General features: G+C 67.5%; 27 protein-coding genes. 16 read left to right on the forward strand and 11 right to left on the reverse strand.

Annotated elements, in window-relative coordinates; genetic code table 11:
* Positions 1-13 precede the first annotated feature (13 nt).
* The 4 genes from IEX71_RS18990 to IEX71_RS19005 form a co-directional block, all read right to left on the reverse strand.
* Positions 14-1,303: a pilus assembly protein TadG-related protein gene (locus IEX71_RS18990; RefSeq protein WP_268235977.1), complete on the reverse strand. Its 1,290-nt coding sequence runs from the start codon at positions 1,301-1,303 to the stop codon at positions 14-16.
* Positions 1,291-1,698 (reverse strand): TadE/TadG family type IV pilus assembly protein, encoded by a 408-nt coding sequence (locus IEX71_RS18995; protein WP_188838647.1) that lies wholly within the window; start codon positions 1,696-1,698, stop codon positions 1,291-1,293. Before IEX71_RS18995 ends, IEX71_RS18990 begins: the two co-directional genes overlap by 13 nt.
* A gap of 114 nt (positions 1,699-1,812) precedes the next feature.
* Positions 1,813-2,001, reverse strand: coding sequence for a Flp family type IVb pilin (locus IEX71_RS19000; RefSeq protein WP_188838648.1), 189 nt, complete (start codon positions 1,999-2,001; stop codon positions 1,813-1,815).
* Positions 2,002-2,069: 68 nt separating this feature from the next.
* Positions 2,070-2,273, reverse strand: coding sequence for a Flp family type IVb pilin (locus tag IEX71_RS19005; protein ID WP_188838649.1), 204 nt, complete (start codon positions 2,271-2,273; stop codon positions 2,070-2,072).
* Between the two features lie 280 nt (positions 2,274-2,553).
* Between IEX71_RS19005 and IEX71_RS19010 the strand changes: the two genes are divergently transcribed.
* A complete protein-coding gene (locus IEX71_RS19010) occupies positions 2,554-3,216 on the forward strand; it encodes a prepilin peptidase (RefSeq protein WP_188838650.1) in 663 nt (220 codons plus the stop codon).
* A 167-nt stretch (positions 3,217-3,383) separates the two neighbouring features.
* On the opposite strand, the gene IEX71_RS19015 is transcribed toward IEX71_RS19010, so the two are convergent.
* Positions 3,384-4,088 carry a response regulator transcription factor gene (locus tag IEX71_RS19015; RefSeq protein WP_188838651.1) on the reverse strand — a complete coding sequence of 235 codons (705 nt, stop codon included), beginning with the start codon at positions 4,086-4,088 and terminating at the stop codon, positions 3,384-3,386.
* A gap of 96 nt (positions 4,089-4,184) precedes the next feature.
* Here IEX71_RS19015 and IEX71_RS19020 point away from each other — a divergent pair, with 96 nt between their 5' ends.
* Both IEX71_RS19020 and IEX71_RS19025 read left to right on the forward strand, forming a co-directional pair.
* On the forward strand, positions 4,185-4,424 hold the full coding sequence (locus IEX71_RS19020) for a MoaD/ThiS family protein (protein WP_188838652.1): 240 nt from the start codon (positions 4,185-4,187) through the stop codon (positions 4,422-4,424).
* 16 nt (positions 4,425-4,440) lie between these two features.
* Positions 4,441-5,223 (forward strand): hypothetical protein, encoded by a 783-nt coding sequence (locus tag IEX71_RS19025; RefSeq protein ID WP_188838653.1) that lies wholly within the window; start codon positions 4,441-4,443, stop codon positions 5,221-5,223.
* Here IEX71_RS19025 and IEX71_RS19030 read toward each other — a convergent pair.
* Complete coding sequence (locus tag IEX71_RS19030; protein ID WP_188838654.1) at positions 5,213-5,719, reverse strand: heme-binding beta-barrel domain-containing protein; 507 nt, start codon at positions 5,717-5,719, stop codon at positions 5,213-5,215. The two genes, IEX71_RS19025 and IEX71_RS19030, sit on opposite strands and share 11 nt — an antisense overlap.
* Before the next feature lie 36 nt (positions 5,720-5,755).
* On the reverse strand, positions 5,756-6,925 hold the full coding sequence (locus tag IEX71_RS19035; RefSeq protein ID WP_188838655.1) for an LCP family protein: 1,170 nt from the start codon (positions 6,923-6,925) through the stop codon (positions 5,756-5,758).
* Positions 6,926-6,989: 64 nt separating this feature from the next.
* Here IEX71_RS19035 and ygfZ point away from each other — a divergent pair, with 64 nt between their 5' ends.
* From ygfZ to manA, 6 genes are all read left to right on the forward strand, one after another.
* A complete protein-coding gene (gene ygfZ / locus IEX71_RS19040; RefSeq protein WP_188838656.1) occupies positions 6,990-8,036 on the forward strand; it encodes a CAF17-like 4Fe-4S cluster assembly/insertion protein YgfZ in 1,047 nt (348 codons plus the stop codon).
* A 233-nt stretch (positions 8,037-8,269) separates the two neighbouring features.
* On the forward strand, positions 8,270-8,614 hold the full coding sequence (locus IEX71_RS19045) for a helix-turn-helix domain-containing protein (RefSeq protein ID WP_188838657.1): 345 nt from the start codon (positions 8,270-8,272) through the stop codon (positions 8,612-8,614).
* The gene (locus tag IEX71_RS19050; protein ID WP_188838658.1) at positions 8,607-9,443 is read left to right on the forward strand and encodes a hypothetical protein; all 837 of its coding nucleotides are present in this window, start codon (positions 8,607-8,609) and stop codon (positions 9,441-9,443) included. Before IEX71_RS19045 ends, IEX71_RS19050 begins: the two co-directional genes overlap by 8 nt.
* Before the next feature lie 126 nt (positions 9,444-9,569).
* Positions 9,570-10,541: an asparaginase gene (locus tag IEX71_RS19055; protein WP_188838659.1), complete on the forward strand. Its 972-nt coding sequence runs from the start codon at positions 9,570-9,572 to the stop codon at positions 10,539-10,541.
* A 76-nt stretch (positions 10,542-10,617) separates the two neighbouring features.
* A complete protein-coding gene (locus IEX71_RS19060) occupies positions 10,618-10,944 on the forward strand; it encodes a DUF2516 family protein (protein WP_188838660.1) in 327 nt (108 codons plus the stop codon).
* A 34-nt stretch (positions 10,945-10,978) separates the two neighbouring features.
* Positions 10,979-12,133 (forward strand): mannose-6-phosphate isomerase, class I, encoded by a 1,155-nt coding sequence (gene manA, locus IEX71_RS19065; protein WP_188838661.1) that lies wholly within the window; start codon positions 10,979-10,981, stop codon positions 12,131-12,133.
* 7 nt (positions 12,134-12,140) lie between these two features.
* On the opposite strand, the gene IEX71_RS19070 is transcribed toward manA, so the two are convergent.
* Entirely contained in the window at positions 12,141-13,325 is a 1,185-nt protein-coding gene (locus IEX71_RS19070; RefSeq protein ID WP_188838662.1) for a hypothetical protein, read from the reverse strand.
* Positions 13,326-13,480: 155 nt separating this feature from the next.
* Here IEX71_RS19070 and IEX71_RS19075 point away from each other — a divergent pair, with 155 nt between their 5' ends.
* Positions 13,481-14,344 (forward strand): peptidase inhibitor family I36 protein, encoded by an 864-nt coding sequence (locus tag IEX71_RS19075; protein ID WP_188838663.1) that lies wholly within the window; start codon positions 13,481-13,483, stop codon positions 14,342-14,344.
* 160 nt (positions 14,345-14,504) lie between these two features.
* On the opposite strand, the gene IEX71_RS19080 is transcribed toward IEX71_RS19075, so the two are convergent.
* Positions 14,505-17,642 carry an AfsR/SARP family transcriptional regulator gene (locus IEX71_RS19080; protein WP_188838664.1) on the reverse strand — a complete coding sequence of 1,046 codons (3,138 nt, stop codon included), beginning with the start codon at positions 17,640-17,642 and terminating at the stop codon, positions 14,505-14,507.
* A gap of 133 nt (positions 17,643-17,775) precedes the next feature.
* Between IEX71_RS19080 and mshA the strand changes: the two genes are divergently transcribed.
* Genes mshA through IEX71_RS19095 form a run of 3 tightly spaced genes read left to right on the forward strand, consistent with a single transcriptional unit; the run spans position 17,776 to position 20,340 of the window.
* Complete coding sequence (gene mshA, locus IEX71_RS19085) at positions 17,776-19,053, forward strand: D-inositol-3-phosphate glycosyltransferase (protein WP_229749895.1); 1,278 nt, start codon at positions 17,776-17,778, stop codon at positions 19,051-19,053.
* Between the two features lie 23 nt (positions 19,054-19,076).
* Complete coding sequence (locus tag IEX71_RS19090) at positions 19,077-19,586, forward strand: YbjN domain-containing protein (RefSeq protein ID WP_229749874.1); 510 nt, start codon at positions 19,077-19,079, stop codon at positions 19,584-19,586.
* Positions 19,587-19,596: 10 nt separating this feature from the next.
* Positions 19,597-20,340: a phosphoglyceromutase gene (locus tag IEX71_RS19095; RefSeq protein WP_188838667.1), complete on the forward strand. Its 744-nt coding sequence runs from the start codon at positions 19,597-19,599 to the stop codon at positions 20,338-20,340.
* A 252-nt stretch (positions 20,341-20,592) separates the two neighbouring features.
* Here the strand turns inward: IEX71_RS19095 and phoU are convergent, their stop codons facing one another.
* A complete protein-coding gene (gene phoU, locus IEX71_RS19100) occupies positions 20,593-21,258 on the reverse strand; it encodes a phosphate signaling complex protein PhoU (RefSeq protein WP_188838668.1) in 666 nt (221 codons plus the stop codon).
* Between the two features lie 269 nt (positions 21,259-21,527).
* On the opposite strand from phoU, the gene IEX71_RS19105 reads away from it, so the two are divergent.
* Together IEX71_RS19105 and IEX71_RS19110 are read left to right on the forward strand one after the other, a co-directional pair.
* A complete protein-coding gene (locus IEX71_RS19105) occupies positions 21,528-22,703 on the forward strand; it encodes a sensor histidine kinase (RefSeq protein WP_188838803.1) in 1,176 nt (391 codons plus the stop codon).
* Complete coding sequence (locus IEX71_RS19110; protein WP_188838669.1) at positions 22,700-23,383, forward strand: winged helix-turn-helix domain-containing protein; 684 nt, start codon at positions 22,700-22,702, stop codon at positions 23,381-23,383. The genes IEX71_RS19105 and IEX71_RS19110 overlap by 4 nt, the downstream gene beginning before the upstream one ends.
* 91 nt (positions 23,384-23,474) lie before the next feature.
* Here the strand turns inward: IEX71_RS19110 and IEX71_RS19115 are convergent, their stop codons facing one another.
* The gene (locus tag IEX71_RS19115; protein WP_188838670.1) at positions 23,475-23,981 is read right to left on the reverse strand and encodes a hypothetical protein; all 507 of its coding nucleotides are present in this window, start codon (positions 23,979-23,981) and stop codon (positions 23,475-23,477) included.
* Positions 23,982-24,248: 267 nt separating this feature from the next.
* Here IEX71_RS19115 and IEX71_RS19120 point away from each other — a divergent pair, with 267 nt between their 5' ends.
* Entirely contained in the window at positions 24,249-24,731 is a 483-nt protein-coding gene (locus tag IEX71_RS19120; RefSeq protein ID WP_188838671.1) for a CarD family transcriptional regulator, read from the forward strand.
* Positions 24,732-24,761 lie beyond the last annotated feature (30 nt).

Raw genomic sequence — 24,761 nt, forward strand, 5'->3', positions numbered from 1 at the left:
AGTGCTTTCTGTGTCAGCCGGCCGGTAAGACTGCATATATGCCGAAGTCATTCCCGCCCCCAGGCGGCACAATCGTTATCGAGTCATCAATTGTCCCCTGCAGAAACCACCCCATCAGGCATCTTCCGCTCTTTCCGCTTCCGCCGCATGACGCGTGACCATTCGGCATCACGCTTCCGGGGTCACCGCCAGTCAAGTACACGCCACTTACATAAAATTTTCCATACCCGGCGATGTGATAGTAAGAATTAAATCCGCTCGAATCTTTTTTCGTCGGGGCACACACATCATCGGGCGTCGATGGCGGAGGGCCGGTCGGCGGCGTCTTCGAGGAAATGATGCAGTCGAATATCGGAATCTCGAAAACGTGCCCGATGAAGTCGCAAGGTGGCTTGTCGGCGCCAGTATTTATGTGCGCCCAACCATCCACGACATTTGCAGAGCATGGGTTATCTTTGTCGCCAATGTACCCGAATCCACCAGCAGTCTGCTTACCATTCCAGTCACAGTTAGACTGTGTGTCCGTCGGGTCGTGAAGCGTGAGAACGATTTCGCGGTCAGGAGTTGGCCACGGTGTCTCTCCATCGCCATAGCCGTAGTCACCGCCGCCGGGGCCACCACGGTTGTACGCAGGACCAGTGGATACGTAGTTGGCGCCGTCGTTGGTCTCCTCTTTCCATTGGCAGGCGGAGATCGTTATTGGAGCCTTGACGGGTGCTTTGGAGACCGTGCCCCACGCTGCTCGCGCGCAAGTCTCCGACGTAGATCCGTTGCCCTGACCGCTGAGAATCTGGGCGAAGTGGAACGGCAAGACGGTGCTGCCGTCCTTCATCTTGGTCTGCGTGGTGACCTCGACGTAGGGCAATGACGAGGGGCTCAGGTTGAGCGGCCACGACTGGCACTTGGTCAATGACGTGGTGTCCTCGTCGGCCGGGGCAGGGCAGGTGGGCAGGCTCGTTGTGCCGTTGTAGGCCGAGCCGACGCAGGTTTTGCCGTTGGTGAGAATACTCATCGACTGATCCGTGGCGTTGGCGTTTTTGACCGCGAGTGCCCGCAGAGTGTCCGTCACCTCGCACTGCGGGTCTGCGGTCGAACTCTGGGCACAGGCCGCGGCAAGCGCCAAGGATGAGGCATCCGCACCGTTCTGCAATTGGGACCGGTTATACGTAATGTTGCCCAGATCGACGGTGAGGGCGAGCATGCCGACGGCGACGAACATCACCAGGAACGCCGTGAGGACGGCGATGGCTCCCCGCTCACCGTCGGCTCGCCGACCGGTGAGCAGTCGAATTAGCCGCCGCATTGCATCGTCGCTTTGCCAGTGAGGGTCGTCGGTAGAGCACTGCCACTGCCGAGCGTGATGAGGTTCATAGCCGGGCCGAGGATGACCCACTGAAATGGAGCCTGCACAGTGACCGAGACGTCACCGGTGTTCACACCCTTGGCGCAGGTGTCTGTGCTGACCGTTGCGCCAGGAACGGTTTCGGCGGCCTGGCTCGCTCGGTCTCCGGGAGCGTTGCCGTACATCGCCGATCGCGCGCCCTCTCGTGCGGCGTTCGTCAGCGTTACTTCGGTGTAGAACGCCCGGCCGAAATCGACCATGCCGCCGATGAGCAGCACGAGGAGCGGCAGCACGAGGGCGAATTCGACTGCCGATGCGCCGTGTTCACGACGGGTAGGGCGTTTGGCGGCGTGCATCCTGCCTCCCCTCAGACATTGGATCAGTGGTGTGACCTGTGCGCGGTGCCAACTCCCACGAGTTCGACTTGACAACTTCGTACCGGAGTTGAGCGTGTGGTCCAGACGGTGCCGTCAGAACTTGTCGATGGCTAGTGCGAGGAGCGCTTCCACCGCATTGCCGAAAGCTCGAACTGCCGCAAACGCGACGAGCGCGATGAGGCTCAAGAGGAAGGCGTACTCGGCCACTGTCGCACCGGTCTCCTTGCGGGAAACATCAACGCGTGCGTTGCGTGCATGAAGGGCAACGAAGGTATGAAACATGATGAACCCCTCAAAAGGCCGTCTCCGGTGGGCCGGCCGTAATCGGGCCGGCTCCACCGGAAACTGAGTCACGGGACCGTGACGCCGAGGGAATCGCCAACGTCGGTGAAAAGCTGGGCGATTTGCTTACCCAATACTGTTGCGGCGACGGCCACCACAACGGCGATAAGCGCGACCAGCAGGCCGTACTCGACCATGGTCGCACCGCGGTCCTTCTTGCCTTGGACGGCGTCAAGAACGTGCAACTGAAGACGGGTGAGTGCTTGAGACATGAGGAAACTCCTTCCGGGAAGGCATTTCACGATGCCCCCGGCTAACGGGATGTGTATTTCTAATTACGCACCTGCGAGTGCCCGGGGTCCCAGGAACTCGTAGGAACACTCGACAGCTTTACGGTTTAGTAAGGTCAGAGCTGGTTACGTGAAGGTCAGTTTCAGTGCGGTCGCCATGCGTCTTCGTCGAGGTGCTCTGAGAGTAGGGCTCGGGTAAAGTTGCGTCCAGCGAAAGGCAAAGAAAAGGTAAAAACTTGCACCGAAGGGAAATTGCTGCAATATGTCGTCAGGTGTCGCCCTATTGGGTGTAGCTCTCGTCGGCTTCGCGGCGGGTGTGCTGTTGCGTGCGCGCTTGGGGAGCTTCGCCCACCGGCTGCCGGCGGAGCGCGAGCTGCCGGTGCGGCGCACTGGTTGGGTCATTCCTGCGACCGGGGTGCTGGGTGCTCTGCTGTGGGCGGCGGTGCGGCATACCGAGCCAGTCGCGGTCGGGGTCGTCTTCGTGCTGGCCGGTTGGACCATGGTGGCCTTGGCGTTCATCGACCTCGACGTGCACCGGCTGCCCGATGCGATCCATCTGCCGAGCTATCCAATCCTGTTGGTATTGCTTGCAATCTGTGCTGCGAGCGGTGGTGCGTGGTCCGCGCTCGCGCGTGCCGTCGGCGCGGGTGTTGTCCTCTTCGTGTTCTACTTCGTGCTGCTCTTGCTGCCGTCCGGATTCGGCTTCGGCGACGTGAAGCTCGCGGGCCTGCTGGGGTTGTTGTTGGGCTGGCTCGGCTGGGACGCAGTGGTTCGTGGCACTTTCGCGACATTCATCGTCGGGGGAGTAGTTGCCGGCGTCCTCATGCTGAGCAGGCGCAAGGACCGACGTGACGAATTCGCCTACGGGCCAAGCATGTTGGCCGGTGCGGTGGTTGCGGTTGTGCTGTCGGCGTTGTCGGGCTGAGCGGACCTCGAGACGCATTTGGTCTCGATACACCTCCCCCGCTCCGGCACCCCACGAAGTTTCTCCCCCGCTTCGCTCCTCCGAATACTTCGCGGGGACCCCGCCCGCTCCTCCGGCACTCGACCAGCTTGATCTCACGACCTCCTCGGGTGCCTTGGGGTGCGGATTCAGTCGACCAGGGCGCTCTCGGTCTGCGGGGCGCTTGCGGAGCCGACGAAGCGATAACCGACGTTGCGGATGGTGCCGATGAGCGACTCGTGCTCCGGGCCGAGCTTCGCGCGCAGCCGTCGGATGTGCACGTCGACGGTGCGGGTGCCGCCGAAATAGTCGTAACCCCAGACCTCTTGGAGCAGTTGCGCGCGTGTGAAGACCCGGCCCGGGTGCGAGGCCAGGTGCTTCAGCAGCTCGAACTCCTTGTAGGTCAGGTCCAGCGCCTCGCCGTGGATCTTGGCGGCATACGACTCCTCGTCGATGACCAGGCCGCCGGCGGTGATGCGGGTGGGCTCGTCGTCCTGCTCCTCGACGACCCTGCTCATCGCGAAGCGCAGCCGCGCGTCGGTCTCCGCCGGTCCCGCGCTGTCCAGCAGCACGTCGTCGATCTGCCACTCACCGGTCAGCGCCGCCATACCGCCCTCGGTGAAGACCGCGACGAGCGGCACGGACAGGCCGCTGGTCCGCAGCACCCGGCTCAGGCCACGCGCTCCGGCCAAGTCGCGACGGGCGTCCAGCAGCACCAGGTCACACTCGGGAGGATCGACCAGAGCCTGCGGTTGAGGTGCGAGAATACGGACCCGATGGCTCAACAGACCGAGCGCCGGCAGCACCTCCACACTGGCGCCGGGCGCATCAGTCAGCAGCAGCAGGCGGGCCATACCTTGCAAGAATACTGGTTAGCAGGCCGCGGAACCTCCCATCGGGTGCCGCGGTGACCAGCGACACACGGCTCGGGCCGTGGTCTGGAGGACCTAATGCACGAGGTGACGGTGCGCTACTGGGCGGCTGCACAGGCGGCCGCGGGCACCCACGAGGAGCGGCTGACCGCCGCCGATCTGGGGCAGTTGCGCGACGCGGCGCTGCACGCACACCCCGGCCTCGAGTCGGTGTTGCGAATGTCATCGTTCCTGCTCGACGGCCGCCGCGTCGACGGGTCCGCGGCGCTGCCCGCCGACTCGATCGTCGAGGTGCTGCCGCCATTCGCCGGTGGGTGATGGGAGGATGCCGGTCGTGCCAGGAGCCAGTCTGACCGAGTCACCCGCGTCCCGCCTCGCCACGAGTTCGCTCGCGCTGGGCGGAGGGGTGCTGACCGCTGCCCTCGTCGTCATCGGTGCGTACGCCGGCAGCGACGTGGCGGCATACGCCGTGCTCGCGACCGGGCTCGCGCTCGCGTGGGGCTGGCCGCTGCTGCTCGGCCTGCCGCGACCGACCGGCACCAGCCTGGTGCTGGCCGCTGCCTGCCTCGGTATGGCGGGAGTCGTCGTCTTCTCCGGCGACGACGACGGGATGCAGGCGCTCAGCGTCGTGCTGGCCGGGGGACTGGTGCTGGCGTTCCTGCACCAGCTGGTCCGCACCGACGGCCGGGAGGACCTCACCGTCTCACTGGCCGGGTGCTCCTTCGGGCTGGTGCTGCTGGCCAGCGGCATGTTCAGCGCAGGCGCGGCGCCATACGACCAGGGTGACGCGGCGGTGGCCGTCGCGATCGGCGCCGCCGCACTCGGACTGCTCGCCGACGCCGTCCTGCCGGAACAGCATGCGGTGGAGTGGTCCTGGCCGGTCAGCGTGCTGCTCGGCGTGCTGGTCGGGCTCGTCGTCGGTCTGGTCACCGGCGACCTGTCCCTGAACATCCTCTTGCTGACCGGGCTGGTCGCCGGTTTCGCCGGCGCCGCGATCCGGCGCGTGCTGCGGTTGCTCGACACCGACGACCCCGCAGGGCGGCTCAGCTACGGCATCGCCGCAGTGCTCAGCACCGGTGTGCTGGCGTATGCCGCCCAGTATCTGATCAATCGGTAGCAGTTGCGCGCTGCAGTTGCGCGGACGCGTAGGACTGCAACGGCTGGCCGAGCGCCGCCATGTCGACCGCCCACATCAGACCGCCCTGGACGTAGCCGTAGAGCCGGTGCGCCGCAGAGTAGTCGCGAGCGTCCGGGCTGCGTAGCACGCCGTCGGTGCGCAGCTCCGCCTTGGCCGGCTCTGTCTTGCCGTAGTAGAGCTCGGTGACGCCCGTCGGGTGTGAGAGCAGCAACTCCACCTCGCCCTCGGGCAGCGGCCGCCAGAAGCCGAGCTCGGTCTCGAACGGCTCACCGCGGTTGCCGTCCTCGTCGACCACCCAACTGCGGGTCTCCCAGCGCAGGAACGGGCGCCCGTCGTGGGTGCAGCTGATCTCCTGCGCGAAGTTGACCGTCGGCAGCTCGGGGTAGCCGGCGACGCCGGTGCCCTCCCACTGTCCGAGGAGCCACGCGAGCGGCGCGAGGTCGGGGTGCATGGACGTGTCGAGTTCGATGGGCACGGCACGATCGTAACGAGGCGGCCGATGCCCGGCACGTCACTGAATGGAGTTCTTCCCGTAGGAGTAGTCGGACATCTTGTCGTGGTAGAGCGCCCGGCCGAGCTTCTTCATCTGCGGCTTGTTGACCACGTCGATCGAACCGGCGACCGGGTCGTTGGCGAAGCCGCTGAACGGCGCCGTGTAGTAGGTGATGTCACCCGAGCGCAGGTTGCGCATGTCCAGCGCCAGGTTGCGGATGTCGCCGCTGGAGGTGTCGGCGTCGACCTGGGTGTATTTGGTCAGGTCCTTGACCGTGTTGGTCAGCTTCACCGGGTTGAGCAGCGTGCCGGCCGACAACGTCTTGTGCACGACGGCGCTGATCCACGCCTGCTGGTTGCGGCCGCGGTCGATGTCGCCCTCGGCGAGCTGGTGGCGCTCGCGGACGAAACCGAGCGCCTGGTCGCCGTTCATCTTGTTGTAGCCCTTGCTGAACTTGCCGTAGCCCTTCTCGTCGAAGGCCTGCGCCACGAAGACGTTGACACCGCCCAGGTCGTCGGTCAGGTCGGCGAAGCCCTTGAAGTCGATGATCGCGTAGCGGTCGATGACGATGCCGCCGAGCATCTGCGAGATCGTCTGGGCCAGCAGGCCAGGGCCGCCATACGCGAACGCGGCGTTGATCTTGTTCTTGCCGTGTCCCGGGATCGACACGTAGAGGTCCCGCGGGAAGTGGATCACCTGGACGGACTTGTGGCCCTTGCTGATGTGCACCAGTTGTATGACGTCCGCGCGCGCGTTCTCGCTGACGTTCTTGACGGTGCCCGAGCGGGTGTCGCTGCCGAGGAGCAGGATGTTCTGCGAATTGCCAGCATCCGCAGCGGGTTTCACCGTCGAGCTGGGCAGCGAGGCGCCGTGGGTGATGTTGGAGCTGAGTACGTGGTTGAGGTAGAGCGCGAAGCCGACCAGCGCCAGCACGATGACCAGGAACATCGACAGCAGCGACAGCAGTGTGACCTTCAGCCAGCCGGCCTTCTTCCTCCTACGGTGGCGACGGCCGCGGCGGGTGGCCGTGGCGGCATACCCGGCTCCTTCTGCCGGGGCACCGTCGGCGGGCTGCTGCGCGGTCGCGTCGGCACCGTCCGAGTAGGCATCGCGATCCGCGTCTTCGTAGTCATCCGAGGACGCATCGTCGGTGCCGGGCAGCTCGTCGTCCCTGTCGTCCCCACTCATGCGCGAAGTCTAAGGTCCGACCGGGCGGCGGCGATGACTATTGCGTCCGACGTACCCTGGAAGAGTGACGACGGCATCCGTGGAGAGTCCTCTGCTCGAACACCCCGGTGCGGTCCAGGCCGACGGTTATGACGCCGGTGTGGCCGCACACTATGGAGACCCCCTGCGCGAGCAACGCCTGCTCGAGCAGGGACTGGCCGTGGTCGACCTGTCGCATCGCGGGGTCGTCACGGTCACCGGACCGGACCGGTTGAGTTGGTTGCACTCGATGACCACCCAGCAGTTGACCGACCTGGCGCCATACACCTCGGCCGAGTCGCTGGTGCTCAGCCCGCACGGCCACATCGAGCACGACCTGCACATCGTCGACGACGGCGAAACCACTTGGATCACCCTCGAACCCGGCACCTCGACCGCACTGGTGGAGTGGCTCAACTCGATGCGTTTCATGCTGCGCGTCGAGGTCACCGATCTTTCGGATGCGTATGCCGTGCTCGGCGAACCCATCGGCAACGAGTCGCTGCCCGCCGAGCGGGAAGCGCGCGGCGTCATCGCCTGGCGCGACCCGTGGCCCGCGATCGGCGCGGACACCGCGACCTACAGCGAGGTGGAGGAGCACCCCGCCGCCGGACGCGCCTGGCGGGAGCTGATCGTGCCGCGCGAGCAACTCGTCGAAGAGGTCGGCGACCGGCACCTGGCCGGCACCTGGGCGGCTGACGCCGAGCGGATCAGCGCGTGGCGGCCGCGGCTCGGCAAGGAGACCGACCACCGCACGATCCCGCACGAGCTGGACTGGCTGCGCACCGCCGTGCACCTGCACAAGGGCTGCTACCGCGGGCAGGAGACGATCGCGCGCGTGCACAACCTCGGCCGACCGCCGCGCCGCCTGGTGTTCCTGCACCTGGACGGTTCCGGGCACGTGCTGCCCGACGAGGGCGCCGAGCTGGTCAAGACCCCCGGCGAGCGACCGATCGGCCGCATCACCACCGTCGCCCGGCATGCCGTCGACGGCCCGATCGCGCTTGCCGTGATCAAGCGCAACACCCCCGTCGACATACAGCTGTATGCCGGGGACATCGCCGCTGCGCAGACGCCCATCGTCGCGCCGTAGGTGTTTCCGGCCCGGATTGTTGGGCGAGGTGCGTCCCGAAGTGCCGACGGTCGGTGGGGACGGATTGTTGGGCGAGGTGCGTCCCGAAGTGCCGACGGTCGGTCGGTGGGGACGGATTGTTGGGCGAGGTGCGTCCCGAAGTGCCGACGGTCGGTCGGTAGGGACGCACTGTGACCCGACTCACGCTTGCTCCGGCTTGCATTTTGCTAACTGTAGTTAGCATACTTGTGGACATGAGCCCGAACCCGGTGACCGACCTCGGCACGTACCTCAAGGAGCAGCGCCAGCAGGCGCAGCTGTCCTTGCGGCAGGTGGCGGATCGCGCCGGAATCTCCAACCCCTACCTGTCGCAGATCGAGCGAGGCCTCAAGCGGCCGAGCGCCGAGATCCTGCAGGCGATCGCGAAGGGTCTGGCCATCTCGGCCGAGCAGATCTACGTGCACGCCGGCATCCTCGAGGCCGCGCCCGACGGCGAGGTCGTCATCGACACGCGACAGGTCATCAAGAACGACCCGCGGTTGACCGACAAACAGCGCAAGGCATTGATCGACGTCTACGACTCGTATGTCGGTGACTGACCGCAAACCGATCCTGCGGCGCGATCGCGCCGTGACCATGACCCGCAAGAATCCCGAAAGAAAGGCAACGACGATGCCCAGCAAGAGCACCTTCGAGTCCCCGTTCTACGCCCTGGTCGGCGCCGCCGACGCCGCGGTCGAGAACGTCCGCAACACGTTCGACAGCGCCACCGAGACCGCTCAGTCGCTGCGCGGTGAGCTCTCCCCGGAGAACGTCCAGGAGCGAATCCTGAACACTGTCAACGATGTTCGCGACCAGATCTTCGCACTGCCTTCGCTGGCCACCGAGCGCTACGAGCTCGTCGCCGGCAACGTCGAGCGCGCCTACGACGAGTTTGCCCAGAACTACCTCGAGTTCGCCCAGCGCGGCGTCGAGGTCACCCGCGGCGCCACCGAGCAGGGTCGCGCCGCCGTGAGCACCGCTCGTGAGACCGTGTCGGAGACCGGCGACAACGCCTTCGTGCGTGTCCTCGGTGCCCGCAAGGAAGCCGCCAAGGGCGTCGAGCGCCTGGCCGGCCTGGTCGGCCGCAACGCCGACGCCGTCGAGGCCGAGGCCGAGACCGTCGTGCGCAGCACCGCCGCGAAGCAGGGCGCCGCGAAGCGCCCGACCCGCAGCTCGGTCGCCAAGAAGGCCGGCAGCACCAAGACCGCCGCCAAGAAGCCGGTCGCCAAGAAGGCTCCGGCCAAGAAGGTCACCGCGAAGAAGGCTCCGGCCAAGAAGACCACCGCCGCCAAGAAGACCACCCCGGCGAAGACCACCGCCGCGACCCCGACCCTGCCGGTCGAGGCCAAGGTCGAGGCGAAGGTCGAGACCGCTGACAAGGCCTGAAACGGTCAACTGCCACTGATCTGGCACTGACTGCGAAGGACCCCGTGCACCGTGAGGTGCGCGGGGTCCTTTCTCGTTCCGCGACCCGGCGGGCGCGGTGCCGCCATACGGCTCTATCGTCGCTGCGTGGCTTCCTCTCTCACTGCTCTGTCCGACGCCCCGGTCCTGGCTCAGGTCGACCGCGGCGGGTTCATCGAGTCGGTGCACCGCGGCGTCGCGGTGATCACCACACCGGACGGTGCGGTCGAGTTCGCGCTCGGCGACGCCACGGCGCCGTGCTTCCCGCGCTCGTCCAACAAGCCGATGCAGACCCTGGCGATGCTGCGCAGCGGACTGCAGCTCGCCGAGCCGAAGCTCGTCGCGCTCGCCAGCGCCAGCCACTCCGGTGAGGACTTCCACCTCGAGGGCGTGCGGGCGATCCTCGCCGGTGCCGGCCTCAGCGAGGCGGACCTGCAGAACACCCCCGATCTCCCGTATGACGAGCAGGCGCGCAACGCATGGTTGGCCGACGGGCACGGCCCGACGTCGATCACCCAGAACTGCTCGGGCAAGCACGCCGCCATGTTGGCGACCTGCGCAGCGAACGGGTGGGACACCACGACCTACCGCGACCCGCAGCACCCGCTGCAGCAGGCGATGGCCGAGACCATCAGCGACATCGCGCACGAGCAGATCGCGGCCGTCGCGACCGACGGCTGCGGCGCACCGGTGATGGCGATCTCGCCGATCGGCCTGGCACGTGCGTTCGGCGCGATCGCGGCCGCACAGCCCGGCACGCACGAGGCGACCGTGCGCGACGGGATCCGCCGACACCCCGAATACCTCGGCGGCACCCGCCGGGACGTGACCGCGCTGATCAACGGTGTCGACGGGCTCATCGCCAAGGACGGCGCCGAGGCCGTGTATGCCGTGGGCCTGCCCGACGGCCGCGGCCTGGCGGTGAAGATCGCCGACGGCGGGCAGCGGGCCCGTCCGGTCGTGATGGCTGCGCTGCTGCGGCGCGCGGGTGTGACCGGCGACGCGGTCGACGCACTGGGTCGGGCTGACGTGCTCGGACACGGCGAGCCGGTCGGCGCCATCACCGCCGTCGGTTTCTGACACACGGACCGCTCACCGCTGCTGCAGTACCGCTGACCACAGGAAATGCACACGATCGGCGGGTTAGGGTGGCCGTATGGGAAGTCTGGTCCACCTGCAGGAGACGGTCGCGCTCGTGCTCGGCGTCGCGCTCTTCGCGATGATGCTGTTCGCGCTGGTCGACTGCATCCGGCAACGCTCGGACGCGTTCACTGCTGCCGGTAAGTGGAGCAAGCCCGCCTGGCTGGCCATCACCGCCGTCGCGTGCATGATCGGCTTCTTGTTCATCCTGTCGCCGATCAGCATCTTCGAGATCGCCGCGGTCGTCGCGGCCGGTGTCTACCTGGCCGACGTGCGACCCGCGCTGCAGCAGGTCACCGGCCGGGCGAAGCGCAACAACAGCGGCCCCTACGGCCGCTGGTGAGCGGACGTCACCGACCGTGATCGAGGATTCCACGGTGGCCGCGCAGACCCGGGTGATCGGGAAACTGCGGCCACAGATCAAGATGTCCGCCTGGGGTTCGCGGACCGTGCTGGCCGAGCTCACCGGCCGACCGTCACCGGCCGAGCAGCCCGAGGCCGAGCTGTGGATGGGCGCGCACGAAGCGGCGCCGGCCGGCATCCGTGGGACCACCTTGGACGCACTCGTCGCCCGTGATCCGGTCGCAGCTCTCGGCCCGCGCGTGGCCGAGCACTTCGGCGGCCGGTTCCCGTTCCTGCTGAAGATCCTCGCCCCGCAGACCGTGCTGTCGATCCAGGTGCATCCGGACGCCGAGCAGGCGCTCGACGCCGCGCCCGGCACCTACGTCGACCGGTGGCCCAAGCCGGAGTCGCTCGTGGCGGTCACCGACTTCGAGATCTTCGCCGGTGTGCGGGCGTATGCCGACGTCCGCCGCGTGGTCGAGTCGCTGGCCGTGCCCGAGTTGTCCCGGATGGTCGACGACGTTGCCGGGTCACGGGCGCCGGTGACGGACCTGCTGGTCAACCTGCTGCGTGCGCCCGCGTCGGAGCAGGACGTCCTGGTGCGTGGGGTCGTCTCGGCGTGCGGCAGCGGACTGAGCGGGCCGGATGCCGCGGCGTTCGACGCCGTGCTGCGCGCGGCCGAGCAGTTCCCGGGGGACATCGGTGCGGTGGTGCTGCTGCTGATGGTGCACCGCGTCCTCGAACCGGGCGACTACATCTTCGTGCCCGCCGGTGTGCTGCACGCCTACGTGCGCGGCACCTGTGTGGAGCTGCTGGCCAACTCAGACAACATCGTGCGAGCCGGTCTCACCCCGAAGCCGCTCAACATCGACGAGTTGTTGCGGATCGTCAACACCGACCGCGAGATGGTCCCGGAGCGGCCGACCCCGGGCCGGGTCCATTCGTTCCCGGTGGACGTGCCGCACTTCCAGTTGCACGTCGTGGAGCCGGGCGAGGGCGCCATACAACTGCCCGGCACCGACCGGCCGCGCATCGCGCTCGCGTTGCACCACCCGGTGACCATCACCTGCGGGGACACCCGCCTCGAGCTGGCTGCGGGGGAGTCCTGCTTCCTGGGTGCCGGTGAGTGCGCCGCAACCGTGTCCGGGGACGGCACGGTCTATCTGGCGACGTCGGGTATGGCGAACTAGCGACCCCTCAGCCGTCGTAGGACCCTTGGTTCACGGCGAAGACGTTGCGGTGGCCGAGTCCTTCGCGCAGGGACCACAGCTCGTCCGGGCCGGTCGCGTCCTCCCAGTAGCTGATGCTCTCGCCCGAGCTGACCCAGTCGTAGGTGCTGACCGCGCCGGACCCGCCCCAATAGAAGAGCTTCTTGTCGTGCGAGTCGTTGAACCACCAGCGGCCGTTGTGGGAAGCGACGCCGTTCAGGTAGTGGAAGGGCGTGTTGAGCGCCTGGTTGGCGTAGGTCTTGGCCGCGAATTTCGCCCCACCAGAAGCAAATGGGAACCGTATGGCGCGGGTGGTGCCCTTCGGGTAGTTGCACGTCACCGTCGTCGGGCATTTGTATTCGGTCATCACGATCGACTTCTTCGGCCGGTCCAGCGAGATCGTCGACCAGGTCAGCTTCGTCGTGCCGGTCGCCACGTTCGACGTGATCTTGCCGACCTGCGGCAACGCGTAGGCGTAGTTGTGCGCGTAGAAATGAGTGTCGTGCTTGCCGATCAGCGACTTGTCGCCGCCGGTGTAGGTCTTGATGATCTTGCTCATGTCGAAGACCCGCATGCCGTTGCCCGTGTCGGCGACATACAGGTAGTTGCCGTACCACGCGATGCCGCCGACGTGGATCTGCACGTCCTTGAAGCTCGGCGCCGCCTTCGTGCCGGTCGGCTCCACGAGCAGGACGTAGCGGTACTTGTCGGGATAGTTGCTGTCCCAGTCGGTCAGGTTGATCCGGCTGCCCTTCGGATCGTTGTTGTAGAAGCTGGCAGCGATCAGCTGGCGGCCGTCATACCGACCGTTGTTCGCGGTGCCGATCGCGTCCCTGCTGGTCGTGATGCCCTGCGGTGCGACGTTCGTGTCGTTGTTGTCGCCGGAGTCCCAGATGAAGCCGTGAACCTGCGTCGAGATCGCAGTGGCCGGACTGCGGTCGTGGTTCGCGTGGTCCATGACGGTGCTGACCGAGGCGTGCCCGGCCTGCTGGAGCAGGCCGGCGACCGGCTCGCTGTAGGTCGTGCCGTAGTCGGCGGTCAGCCAGAAGTTGCTGGCGGTGATGGGGGTCGGTGAGCTCGCGGCGTATGCCGGTGACGGGTGCGCGCTGAGCGTGGCTCCGGCGGCGAGGGCGGCGATCGCGGCGGTGACGGACAGTTTCTGCTTCGCTCTCATTCACCCCATTGTGCGAAGGTGCGCTGCGATTCGGGTGCTTCCGCTGCGGTGGATCCGGGGTGCCGCTGCGAACCGGCCGCAGCGGAATCGCAGTGCGCCTCGCCATGGTGGTGCTCGTTCCACACGGAGTCCACCAGTCAGAGGGAGTGTTCGAAATGGTCAGCACACGTTCACGGCTCAGCAGGACCGCGGCCGTCGTCGGGGTATCCGCAATGGTCGCCGGCGCCGGCTTCACGCTGGCGGCACCGGCCGCGCATGCAGCGACGGCTCGCAACGGTGTGTGCGAGTCGGGTGAGTTCTGCCTGTATTACAACTCGAACGAGGCGGGGTCCGTCTCGGACTTCAGCACCTCGATCTCGAATTACGGTGCGACACAGCCGGATTGCTACGACTTCAAGGGTCCCGGCGCAGGTAAGGGCCTGTGCGTCAAGAACCAGGCCGCGTCGGTCTGGAACCGCACCGGCAAGACCGTTTACGTCTACTACAACAGCGGGTATGCCGGGTCGAAGCAATCCTTCGCGTCCGGTGTGAAGGGGAACCTGAACTCGACGCTGAAGAACAACAACGCCAGCCACCACATCGGCGCGATCAGCACAGGTACCTGCAAGAACACCTTCGGCAACCCGCGCACTTGCGCAGAGGCCGTGACGTGGGCGAAGAACCACCTCGGCAGCACGTCGTTCGGCACCGGATGGTGCGACCACGTCGTGGGTCTGGCGTACGGCTGGTCCAACAGCGGATCGGCGACCGCATACATCCACTGGACGCAGGTGCCGGGGGCTGACAAGCACGCGGGCGTCCGCAGCGTGCCGGCAGGCGGCCTGGCATTCTTCAAGGGCGGTTCGACCGGTGCCGGCCACGTCATGCTGTCCCTCGGTGGCGGCGTGTTCGCCTCGACCGACGTGGGCACCGACGGCCGTTACCAGGCGGGCCACTACAACAAGACCACCATCGCCACCATCGAGTCGAGCTTCGGCGAGACCTACCTCGGCTGGACGCAGCCCTGGTTCAACCACTGATAGCAGGCCCTCGAACCAGGTTCCACCACAGCTAGTTGGTCTCCTGATCCGGGACGCTGACGGTTGAGCCCGGCTGGGCGCGGTCCTCGCAGTGGACCGCGCCCCAGCCGCCGTCAGCCGTGGTTTGGAGGCGGTGAATACACCTGGAAAATCACGTGATTCAGCTGGATGCGGGATCGGCGACATCTTCCAGTTGCCGCCCGAAAGCCTGGTCGAACTCCTCGCGCGCAGCTAGGTCCGCCGAGGCGCGTGCGGCGCGCTCCTGCCGGCGCAGCTCTCCGGCCGCTGCGTGCTGGCCCTGCTTGGACAGCACCACCGACAGGTCGTGCATCGCGGCGGCCACGCTGAGCGGCCGGTCCAGTGCGGTGCACTCCTCGATGCTCTCCCGCAGCTCCTCCTCGGCCTCGTCGAGCCGGCCCAGCGCCGCCAGCGCGCGGGCCTTGGTGCGACGGGCGCGGGCCGCCAGGAAGAGATCCTGGGAGTCGACCGCGCGGCGCCATACGATCTCGGCTTCCTGTAGCGCTTCGTCGTCGCGCCCCAGCTGATAGCTCATCTCCGACCTCGCGTCGAGCGCGTAGGACAGCAGGTGCTCCTCGCCGAGGTTCTGCAGCAGGGTCGTCACCTCGGTCAGCAGGACGTTGACCGAGCCGAGGTGCCGTTGCCGCCAGGTGACCCGGGCCAGCTCGATCGTCGCGGTCGCGTAGGCGATCCGGTCCCCGTCGTCGGCGAGCAGGTCCCGGGCTCGCATCAACTCGTGGTCGGCGGCCTCCAGCTCGTCGTAGTCGTTGTGCAACACCCCGCGCACGGTGCTCGCCCAACCGGCGTATGTCGGGTCGGTCGCGTCCGCCAGCAGCCCCTCGGCACGACCGAGCGCGGCCTCCACCAGCGGCCGGCGGCCCAGGGACAAGGCGGCCTGCGCGGTGACGATGTCCGCGGCGGCCGCCGCGTGGTTGGCGCCGAGCAAGGTCAACGCCTTCCGGGCGCCGTCGGCCGCGGCAAGCGCTGCGCGCGACTCCGAGCGCAGGTCCTGACGGTGCCAGGCCTCGGCCAGCAGCAGGAGGGCACGGCCGTGTTGCTGGTCGGACGAGGCCGAGTCGAGGCGCTCCCGCACGGTGGCGGCGACGCCCAGCCAGCTGCCGTGCCCGACGAAGGTGTGCTGGGCATTCGCAGCGGCGACCAGCAAGCGCCAGGACAGCTCCGGAACGGAGTCGGCCAGCGTCTCGGCGATGGTAAGCATCGCCCGCCCGTCCGCCCGGAAGAAGGCACGGGCGACGGCGACGTCCGCCGTGGGGAGCGGGGGAGTGCCGTCGTCGGGCATCGGTGGTGCGGCCGGCACGAACCGGCGATGGAAGGCGCCGTGGAAACTGCTGGCCCGGCGCAGCAACTCGCGGCCGAGGTCGGTAAGCGCCGTATGCCGAGTCGCGTCGTCGATCGGGTGCTCCGCCCGGGCGAATTGCGCCACCAGGCTGTGCAACCGATAGATCGTGGCCTCGTTGTCGCGCTCGACCGGCTCGATCAGATTGGTCGCCAGCAGTGTCTCGATGAGGTCGTCGCCAGCATCCTCGTCGTGCAGCATCGTGCCGGGCATCCATCCGCTGACGCCGCTCAGCGGCAGGTGCGCGACGAGCGCGACCGCCCGGTGCTCGTCCTGGGTGCGACGCTCCCAGACCATCTGCACGCTCTTGCGCAGGCCCTCCAGGGCGTCCCGGCCGCCGGCAGCGCTCGACAGCAGCCGCCGGGCCATCGGCCCGAACTGACGGTCCGGCCGGTGCGCCAGCCGGCCGGCGACCAGGCGGATGGCGAGCGGGAGGCGGCCCGTCGCGTCGAGGAGTTCGGTCGCGCCGGCGACGTCCGCGGCGACTCGCTCGTCACCGATGAGCGATGCCAGCAGGCTCCGGGCGTCCTCGATCTGCAATGACCGCAGGCGAATCGGCGTCCAGTCGTCGATGGCCGCGTCGATGCCGCGGGAGGTGACGATCGCCATCGAACCGGCCGAGACCGGCAACAGCTGATCGAGCGACTCGGCCACCTGCGGAGTGACCTCCGTCAGGTTGTCGATGACGATCAGCACGCGTCGTTCCTCCAGGATCGACCGGAAGAGGCCGGTGCGTGCGGTGACGTCCTCGGGTATGGCGCGGGTGCGGACCCCGAGCAGCCGGAGGAACGACCCCAGAATTCCCGAGACGTCCAGGACCTCGCCGTTGCCGAGATCGGCATACAGGGTGCCGTCCGGGAAACCGTCCTGCACCTGGCGCCCCGCATGGATCGCGAGCGCGCTCTTGCCGACCCCGGTCAGGCCGGTGACGGCGACCACGACGGCCTCTTCGGCCGTCCGCTGCGCGGCCCGTCGGATGTGTGCGGTCTCGTCATCCCGGCCGACGAAGTGTGAAGGATCCCTGGGGAGGGTGCGCGGCACGGGCAACTGCGAAATGCCCGCATGTGGCGTCGGCGTGGCGTCCGGTATGACGTCTGCGGCCGGGGCGGGCGCGGGCGCCGTGGGCGGCCGCTCGGGCACTGCGGCGTATGGCGCGTCGTGCGTCGCCTGGGTTGCGGCAGCGGTCGACTGGACGCCGTTGAGCACGTCGCAGTGCGCGTCCCGCAGCACTTCGGACGGTGTGACGCCCAACTCCTCGTCGAGCCTGCGGTAGATGTCGCGGTAGACCCGCAGCGCCTCCTCCTGGCGCCCGGTCGCCGCGAGAACGCGCATCAGCTGTGCGGCGAATGCCTCGTGGAACGGTTGACTCTGAACGAGAGCGGTCAAACGGGTCGTCAGGCCGCGGAATTCGCCCAACTGAAGGGCGAGCTCGTTACATTCCTCGATCACGTTGAGGCGTTCACCGGCGAGCGTCTGCTGGGCGAGGTGTACGTCGTCGGTGGCGGGGATGTTCTGCAGTGGCGGGTCGCCGAAGACCTCGATGGCGGCACTGAGGCGACTCCAGCGCTCGGCGAGGTCTTCCTCGTCGCCGGCGGTCAGCTCGCGCCACTCCGCGCAGTCGGAGCGAACCCCGTCGGCCAGCCGGTAGCCGGTCTTCGTCGTCTCGATCAACGCGAACTCGCGGCCCTTGCGACGCAGGCCGGACACCAGCGCTTGCACCCGATTTCGTGCTGACGACGGCGGTTCGTCACCCCAGATCCACGGCACCAGGGCGTCCGCGGACACCGATCCGCCGTCCGGGCACATGGCCACCCGAGCGAGCAGGGATCGTTCCAATTGGCTCAGCGGCAGGGTTGTGGAGCCGCAGAGGAGTTCGACATGACCCAGGACCCGAAGACGGGCGCAGTCTCCTGGAGTGCGCATACGAGTCACGGTAATGGCGTGGTGCACCCGGGTGGACGTTCCGACGTCGGCGGATTCGCCGGGACGGACAGGGTGGGAGACTGGGTCGGTGACAGCAGTTTCCGACCAGCCGTGTCCCGTGCGCAGAGTCGCGATGATCAGTGTGCACACCTCACCCCTCGACCAGCCCGGCATGGGGGACGCCGGCGGTCTCAACGTCTACGTCGTCGAGACCGCGAAACGACTCGGCCGACGGGGGATAGAGGTCGAGATCTTCACCCGGCGCACCTCGGCGGCACTGGCCGAGACGGTGCAGTTGGCGCCCGGAGTGCTCGTGCGACACGTCGACGCGGGCCCCTACGAGGGCCTGGCCAAGAACGACCTGCCCGGTCAGCTGTGTGCCTTCGCCGCCGGTGTCATGCGCCACGTCGCGCTCAGCCCCGAGGGTCACTACGACCTGGTGCACTCGCACTACTGGCTCAGCGGCCAGGTCGGCTGGCTCGCCGCCGACCGCTGGGACGTGCCGCTGGTGCACACCATGCACACCATGGCCCGGGTCAAGAACGCGTCGCTGGCGCAGGACGACCGCCCGGAGCCGAGCGGCCGTGAGATCGGTGAGGAGCAGGTCGTGCGCGCAGCCAGTCTGCTCGTCGCTAACACTCCCCGGGAGGCCAACGAGCTCGTCGACCTCTATGACGCAGACTCCGAGCTGGTCGAAATCGTTTCTCCCGGAGTCGATCTCGAGACTTTTACACCCGGAGATCGCACCGCGGCACGGTCTGCGGTGTGCCTGCCGGACGGTGCCCAGGTCATCCTCTTCGTCGGGCGGATCCAGCCGCTGAAGGCACCCGACGTCCTGCTGCGCGCGGTGGCGGAGCTGCTCGAGCGCGATCCCGACCGGCGCGGCAAGCTGGTGGTGGCAGTGCTCGGCGGACCCAGTGGCACCGGGCTCGACAAGCCGCGTGGCCTGCAGCAACTGGCCCGTGAACTCGGCATCGCCGACGTCGTGCAGTTCGTCCCGCCGGCGAGCCGCTCGGAGCTGGCGCAGTGGTACCGCGCTGCGGATCTCCTTGCGGTGCCGTCGTATTCGGAGTCCTTCGGGTTGGTCGCGCTGGAGGCAGAGGCGTGCGGGACCCCGGTCGTCGCCGCCGACGTCGGCGGCCTGCCGGATGCCGTCGGCGACGCGGGTGTCCTGGTCGATGGTCACGACCCGGGTGACTGGGCGACCGCGCTCGGCGACCTGCTGGACGACCCGATCCGCCGGAAAGAGCTCTCCGGCAACGCGATCGAGCACGCGGCCCGGTTCGGCTGGGACGCCACGAGTGAGCGCCTGCTGGAGGTCTACCGGGAAGCGTGTCGGTCCGCCGTCGCCGAGGCACCCGACCTGGCGACACCGAGTTTCGCAGGTGCGCCGACCGCCCCGATCCCATGACCGAGTCGCCCGAAGGAGATGACATGAACGACATACAGCAGGCTGTCGAGCAGTACCTCGCCGAAACAGAGCTCGAGTGGGAGCTCGGCGCTCGTGACGGCGAATGGGTCATCAGCCTGCCGGGTGAGCGCAAACTGAAGACGGTTGTCTCGTTGCTGGTCGGTGAAACTGCGGTGACAGCAACAGCTTTCGTCATACGACATCCCGACGAGAACCACTCGGAGTTCTACCAATATCTGCTCCGGCGCAACCTGCGGCGGCCCGGTATCGCCTACGCGACCGACGAGCACGGCGACGTCTTCGTGGTCTCCCGGACGCCGGTGGCGGCGGTCGACTCGGCATACCTGGACACACTTTTCGGGATCGTGCTCGAGGCCGCCGACGAGATCTTCAACGAGCTGCTGGTGATCGGCTTCCGCAGCTCGATGCAGAAGGAATGGGACTGGCGGATCAGCCGCGGCGAGTCCACTCGCAACCTCGAGGCCTTCCGTCACCTTTTGGACCACGACGCCGGCGGCTCCGAGCGTTCGTAAGATGGCGGCCATGACTTACACCCTGGTGCTGCTTCGTCACGGCGAGTCCGAGTGGAACGCCAAGAACCTCTTCACCGGCTGGGTCGACGTCCCGCTGAGTGCCAAGGGGCGGGCCGAGGCCGTGCACGGCGGCGAGCTGATCGCCGAGAGCGGGGTGCTGCCGGACGTCGTGCACACCTCACTGCTGCGCCGGGCGATCTCGACCGCTGGGGTCGCACTCGACACCGCGGACCGGCACTGGATCCCGGTGCGGCGCAGCTGGCGGCTCAACGAGCGCCACTACGGAGCGCTGCAGGGCAAGGACAAGAAGGCCACCCTGGCGGAGTTCGGCGAGGAGCAGTTCATGACCTGGCGCCGGTCCTTCGACGTTCCGCCGCCGGCCATCGAGGCGGGCAGCGAGTTCAGCCAGGACGCCGACCCGCGGTACGCCGACCTCGGTGACGAGCTGCCGGCGACCGAGTGCCTCAAGGACGTCATCGCCCGCTTCCTGCCCTACTGGGAGCAGTCCATCGTGCCGGACCTCCAGGACGGCAAGACGGTGCTCGTGGCCGCGCACGGCAACTCACTGCGGGCGCTGGTCAAGCACCTCGACGGCATCAGCGACGACGACATCGTGGGGCTCAACATCCCGACCGGGCAGCCGCTGGTCTACCGCCTCGACGAGGACCTGAAGCCGACGGTGCCCGGCGGTGAATACCTGGACCCGGTGGCTGCCAAGGCCGCCGCCGAGGCCGTCGCCAACCAGGGGCGCTGAGCCTTCTGCTTCGACTCCTCGCGGCCGTGGTGGAGGCCGGCGCTGCGCTGCCCAGTTCGTAGCTCGCTACTGTCGTCACTTATTCGTCCGGCGGGGCGGCGTGTGGCGTGTACCTCGCTACTGTCGTCACTTATTCGTCCGGCGCGGCGGCGTGTGGCGTGTACCTCGCTACTGTCGTCACTTATTCGTCCGGCGGGGCGGCGTGTGGCGTGTACCTCGCTACTGTCGTCACTTATTCGCTCGCCGAGCGACTCAGCGCTTGAGCCCTTCTGACTCCGAGCCGTAGCGGCCGGTGACCAGATAGACGATGCGGTTGGCGACGGCGACCGCGTGGTCACCGAAGCGCTCGTAGTAGCGGCTGATCAATGTGGTGTCGACCGCGGCCTCGGTGCCGTGCTCCCACGTCTGGTTGAGGAGCTCACCGAAGATCTTGCGGTGCAGCTCGTCCATCTGGTCGTCGATCGTCTGGATCGCGACGGCGCCGTGGACGTCCTTGTTCGCGATCGCCTGACCGGTGGCCGACACGAGACGTTCGGCGACGTCGGCCATCTCCCTGATGGTGCCGTGCAACTGGTCCGGGACGGCGCAATCGGGGTAGCGACGGCGAGCCGCCTTCGCGACGTGCCGGGCCAGGTCACCCATCCGCTCGATGTCGCTGGACATGTGCATGGCCGTCACGACCATCCGCAGGTCGGTGGCGACGGGCTGCTGGCGGGCCAGCAGGTCGACCGCACGGTCGTCGACCTCGCGGCGCAGGTTGTCGATGTCGTCGTCGGCGGCGATCACGCTCTCGGCGGTCGTCAGGTCGGTCTCGAGCAGGGCCGTAGTTGCCCGCCGCATGGCGGCACCGACCATGGTGGTCATCTCGACGAGGTCGTCGGAGACCCTGTCGAGGTCGTCGTGGAAAGCGTCGCGCATCTGAACTTCGATCCTTTGTCGGGTGGAGCGTCGGATGGTGGCATCGGGTGGCGCCGGTCGGCATTGCACCCGTAGTGAATCAGACAACCGCACCAGCACGTATGGCGTCATACGGCCGTCCCACCCCCGCGGTAGGTCCGTCCATGGTGGACCTTCCCAGGGGTTGGTGAACATGACGGGACCCGTAGATGAACGGTCGGCACACACCCGGCATACGGCGCCTCCGAGGTGAAAAGCCGGTGTCGCGGGTGCGTACATTGGTCGCCGTGATGGTCGCAATTGTCGCCGCCGTGGTGGCGTTGATCGTCGGCTTCGCCGTCGGTCGGCTGCTGCCCGGTCGGGGAGCCCGCCCGGTGGCCGGCGCGCCGGATCGACCCGTTTCGCCACTGGCGCCGGCGGCGAGCGATGTCCTCGACGCGTTGAGCTCGGTCATCATCGTCATGAACGCCTCCGACAAGGTCGTGCGGTCGAGCCCCAGTGCGGGCGCGCTCGGGTTGGTGCGCAACACCGAGCTGGCGCACGTCCGGCTGCTCGAGCTGGTGCGCGCGGTGCGCCGTGACGGCGAGGTCCGAGAAGTCGAACTCGAAGTCGCCCGAGGCCCGCTCGGCAGCGCGCAACTCATGCTCGACGTCCGGGTCGCACCGCTTCGTGCCCAGCACGTCCTGTTGCTCGTCGAGGACCGGACGCACGCGCGGCGCGTCGAGGAGATCCGCCGCGACTTCGTCGTGAACGTCTCGCACGAGTTGAAGACGCCGGTGAGCGGCCTGACGTTGCTCGCCGAGGCCATGGACGAAGCCCGCGACGACAGCGAGGCCGTCCACCGGTTCGCGGGGCGGATGCAGGTGGAGACGACCCGACTCGCGCGCCTGGTGCAGGAGATCGTCGATCTCTCGCGGTTGCAGGTCGACGACGCGATCGACGAGCCGGTGCTGGTCGACGTGCGGCAGTGCGCCAAGGAAGCGGTCGGCCACCTGCAGTTGCTGGCGACGGACAAGGGGATCACCGTCACGACCGCCTTGGGCGACCCGCACCTGCCGGCGCAGGTGTATGGCGACCCCAACCTCATCACGACCGCGCTGCGCAACCTGGTGGAGAACGCCGTCAACTACTCCGACAGCGACACCAGGGTCAGCGTGACCGTCCACGCCGGCTCCGACTTCGTGTCGGTCCTGGTCAAGGACCAGGGGACCGGCATACCGCCGGCCGAGCTGGACCGCATCTTCGAACGCTTCTACCGGATGGACGCCGCCCGATCGCGGCGCACGGGCGGCACCGGGCTCGGCCTCGCGATCGTGAAGCACGTCTGCGCCAACCACGGCGGGGAGGTCACCGTCTGGTCCGAACCGGGCCAGGGCTCGACCTTCACCGTCCGTCTTCCCACGGCACAACCCGTGCCACCCACCCCACCCGTCATACCTGACACCCAACGGAAGGTCACCCCATGACGCGCATCCTCGTGGTCGAGGACGAAGTGTCCATTTCCGACCCGCTCACCTACATGCTCGGCAAGGAGGGTTACGAAGTCGCCCTGGCCGAGACCGGCCCGGACGCAGTGCTGGAGTTCGACCGCAGCGGCGCCGACCTCGTGCTGCTGGACCTCATGTTGCCGGGCATGTCCGGCGTCGATGTGTGCCGCGTGCTGCGGCAGAAGTCGAACGTGCCGGTCATCATGCTGACCGCCAAGGACAGCGAGGTCGACAAGGTGGTCGGCCTGGAGCTCGGCGCGGACGACTACGTCACCAAGCCCTACTCGGCCCGGGAGCTGCTCGCCCGCGTCAAGGCTGTGCTGCGGCGCGGTCAGGAGAGCGAGGAGCTGCTGCCCGCGACCCTTGAGGGCGGACCGGTGCGGATGGACGTCGAGCGCCATACGGTCGTCGTCGCCGGAGAGCCGGTTTCGTTGCCGCTCAAGGAATTCGAGCTGTTGGAGCTGCTGCTGCGCAACACCGGCCGGGTGCTGACCCGCTCGCAGCTGATCGACCGCATCTGGGGCAGCGACTACGTCGGCGACACCAAGACGCTGGACGTGCACATCAAGCGGCTGCGCGCGAAGATCGAGCTCGACCCGGGCAACCCCCTACACATCCAGACGGTGCGCGGACTGGGCTACAAGTTCGACACCGCCTGAGCACATCCATGGCGTGGGAACGGCCGCTGGCAGGCGTATGCCGTCAGCGGCCGTTCGTCGTGCTGTGGGGCGCCGGATCACCGGTGCCGGATCAGGCGTCCGGCTCCTGGGTCTCGGTCGCCGGCGGCGGCGTGTAGGTCCCGTGGTCGGGGGAGGCCGAACCGTAGGGGTATTGGTCGAGCACCACCGGGACCTGGACGTCGGTCGCACCCGACTTCGCGGTGGTGAAGGTGACCTTCTGCGAGGTGCCCGGACGGGCCGACACCGACGGCACCGTGACCGGGGACACGGTCGCCTTGTCGTCCGCGGTGCGCTTGCCGTCCAGTCGGACGGCGGTCTCCGCGGGGACGGTGAGCGTGGCGTTCTTCTTGCCCGCGGTGACGGTCAGCTTGATCGCCGAGTCTCCGTTGTTGACGGCGAGCCCCTGCATCGAGCCGGTCTCGCCCTTGGCGCCGGCGACGATCAGGACGTTCTGCAGCTGCAGCGCTCCGATGGTCGTGTTGGTGCCGTCGGAGGCTTCGTAGCTCTTCGTGGTCTGAGCCGGCGAGAGGTACATGCAGCCGCTCAGCGTCGTGGCGGCCACCGCTGCCAGGGACACTGCCCCGAGGGTTGGCCGGGACACCGAAGGGAGGTGGGAAGGCAGTCGTCGCGTCACACGCGCAGCCTAGCGGTCGGTCGACGCCGGCCGTGACCCGGCATTCGGCCCTTTCGGCATACCACTTGAACAACGCGCGCGCGGAGCACGCCGAATGCAGGTTGTCAAGATCTCGGGGAAGGGCTGTGGAGGGCCCCTGACCTGCGGAAACGTTTATGTGACGTGCGTAACTCGTGATATTCTGGGAACCGCGAAAGGGGAAAACAACACATGGTTTTCAAGGTCGGCGAGACGGTCGTTTACCCGCATCACGGAGCGGCGCTCATCGAAGAGATCAATGTCCGCAAGATCAAGGGAGAGGACAAGCAGTACCTCGTTCTCAAGGTCGCCCAAGGTGACCTCAAGATCGAAGTCCCGGCCGAGAACTGCGATCTGGTCGGCGTGCGTGACGTCGTCAGCAAGGAAGGTCTCAACCGTGTGTTCGAGGTGCTTCGCGCCGATCACACCGAAGAGCCGACCAACTGGTCCCGTCGCTACAAGGCAAACCTCGAGAAGCTCGCGTCGGGCGACGTGATCAAGGTCGCCGAGGTCGTGCGTGACCTGTGGCGTCGCGATCAGGACCGCGGTCTGTCGGCCGGCGAGAAGCGCATGCTCGCGAAGGCACGTCAGATCCTGGTGTCCGAGCTCGCGCTCGCGGAGCACACCAACGAAGACAAGGCAGAGGCCACCCTCGACGAGGTGCTCGCCTCCTGAGCCAGTCAACTCAGCACAACGCCCACGACC

Origin of the sequence: Flexivirga endophytica (genome assembly GCF_014640635.1) — a bacterium.
Classification (GTDB): Bacteria; Actinomycetota; Actinomycetes; order Actinomycetales; family Dermatophilaceae; genus Flexivirga; species Flexivirga endophytica.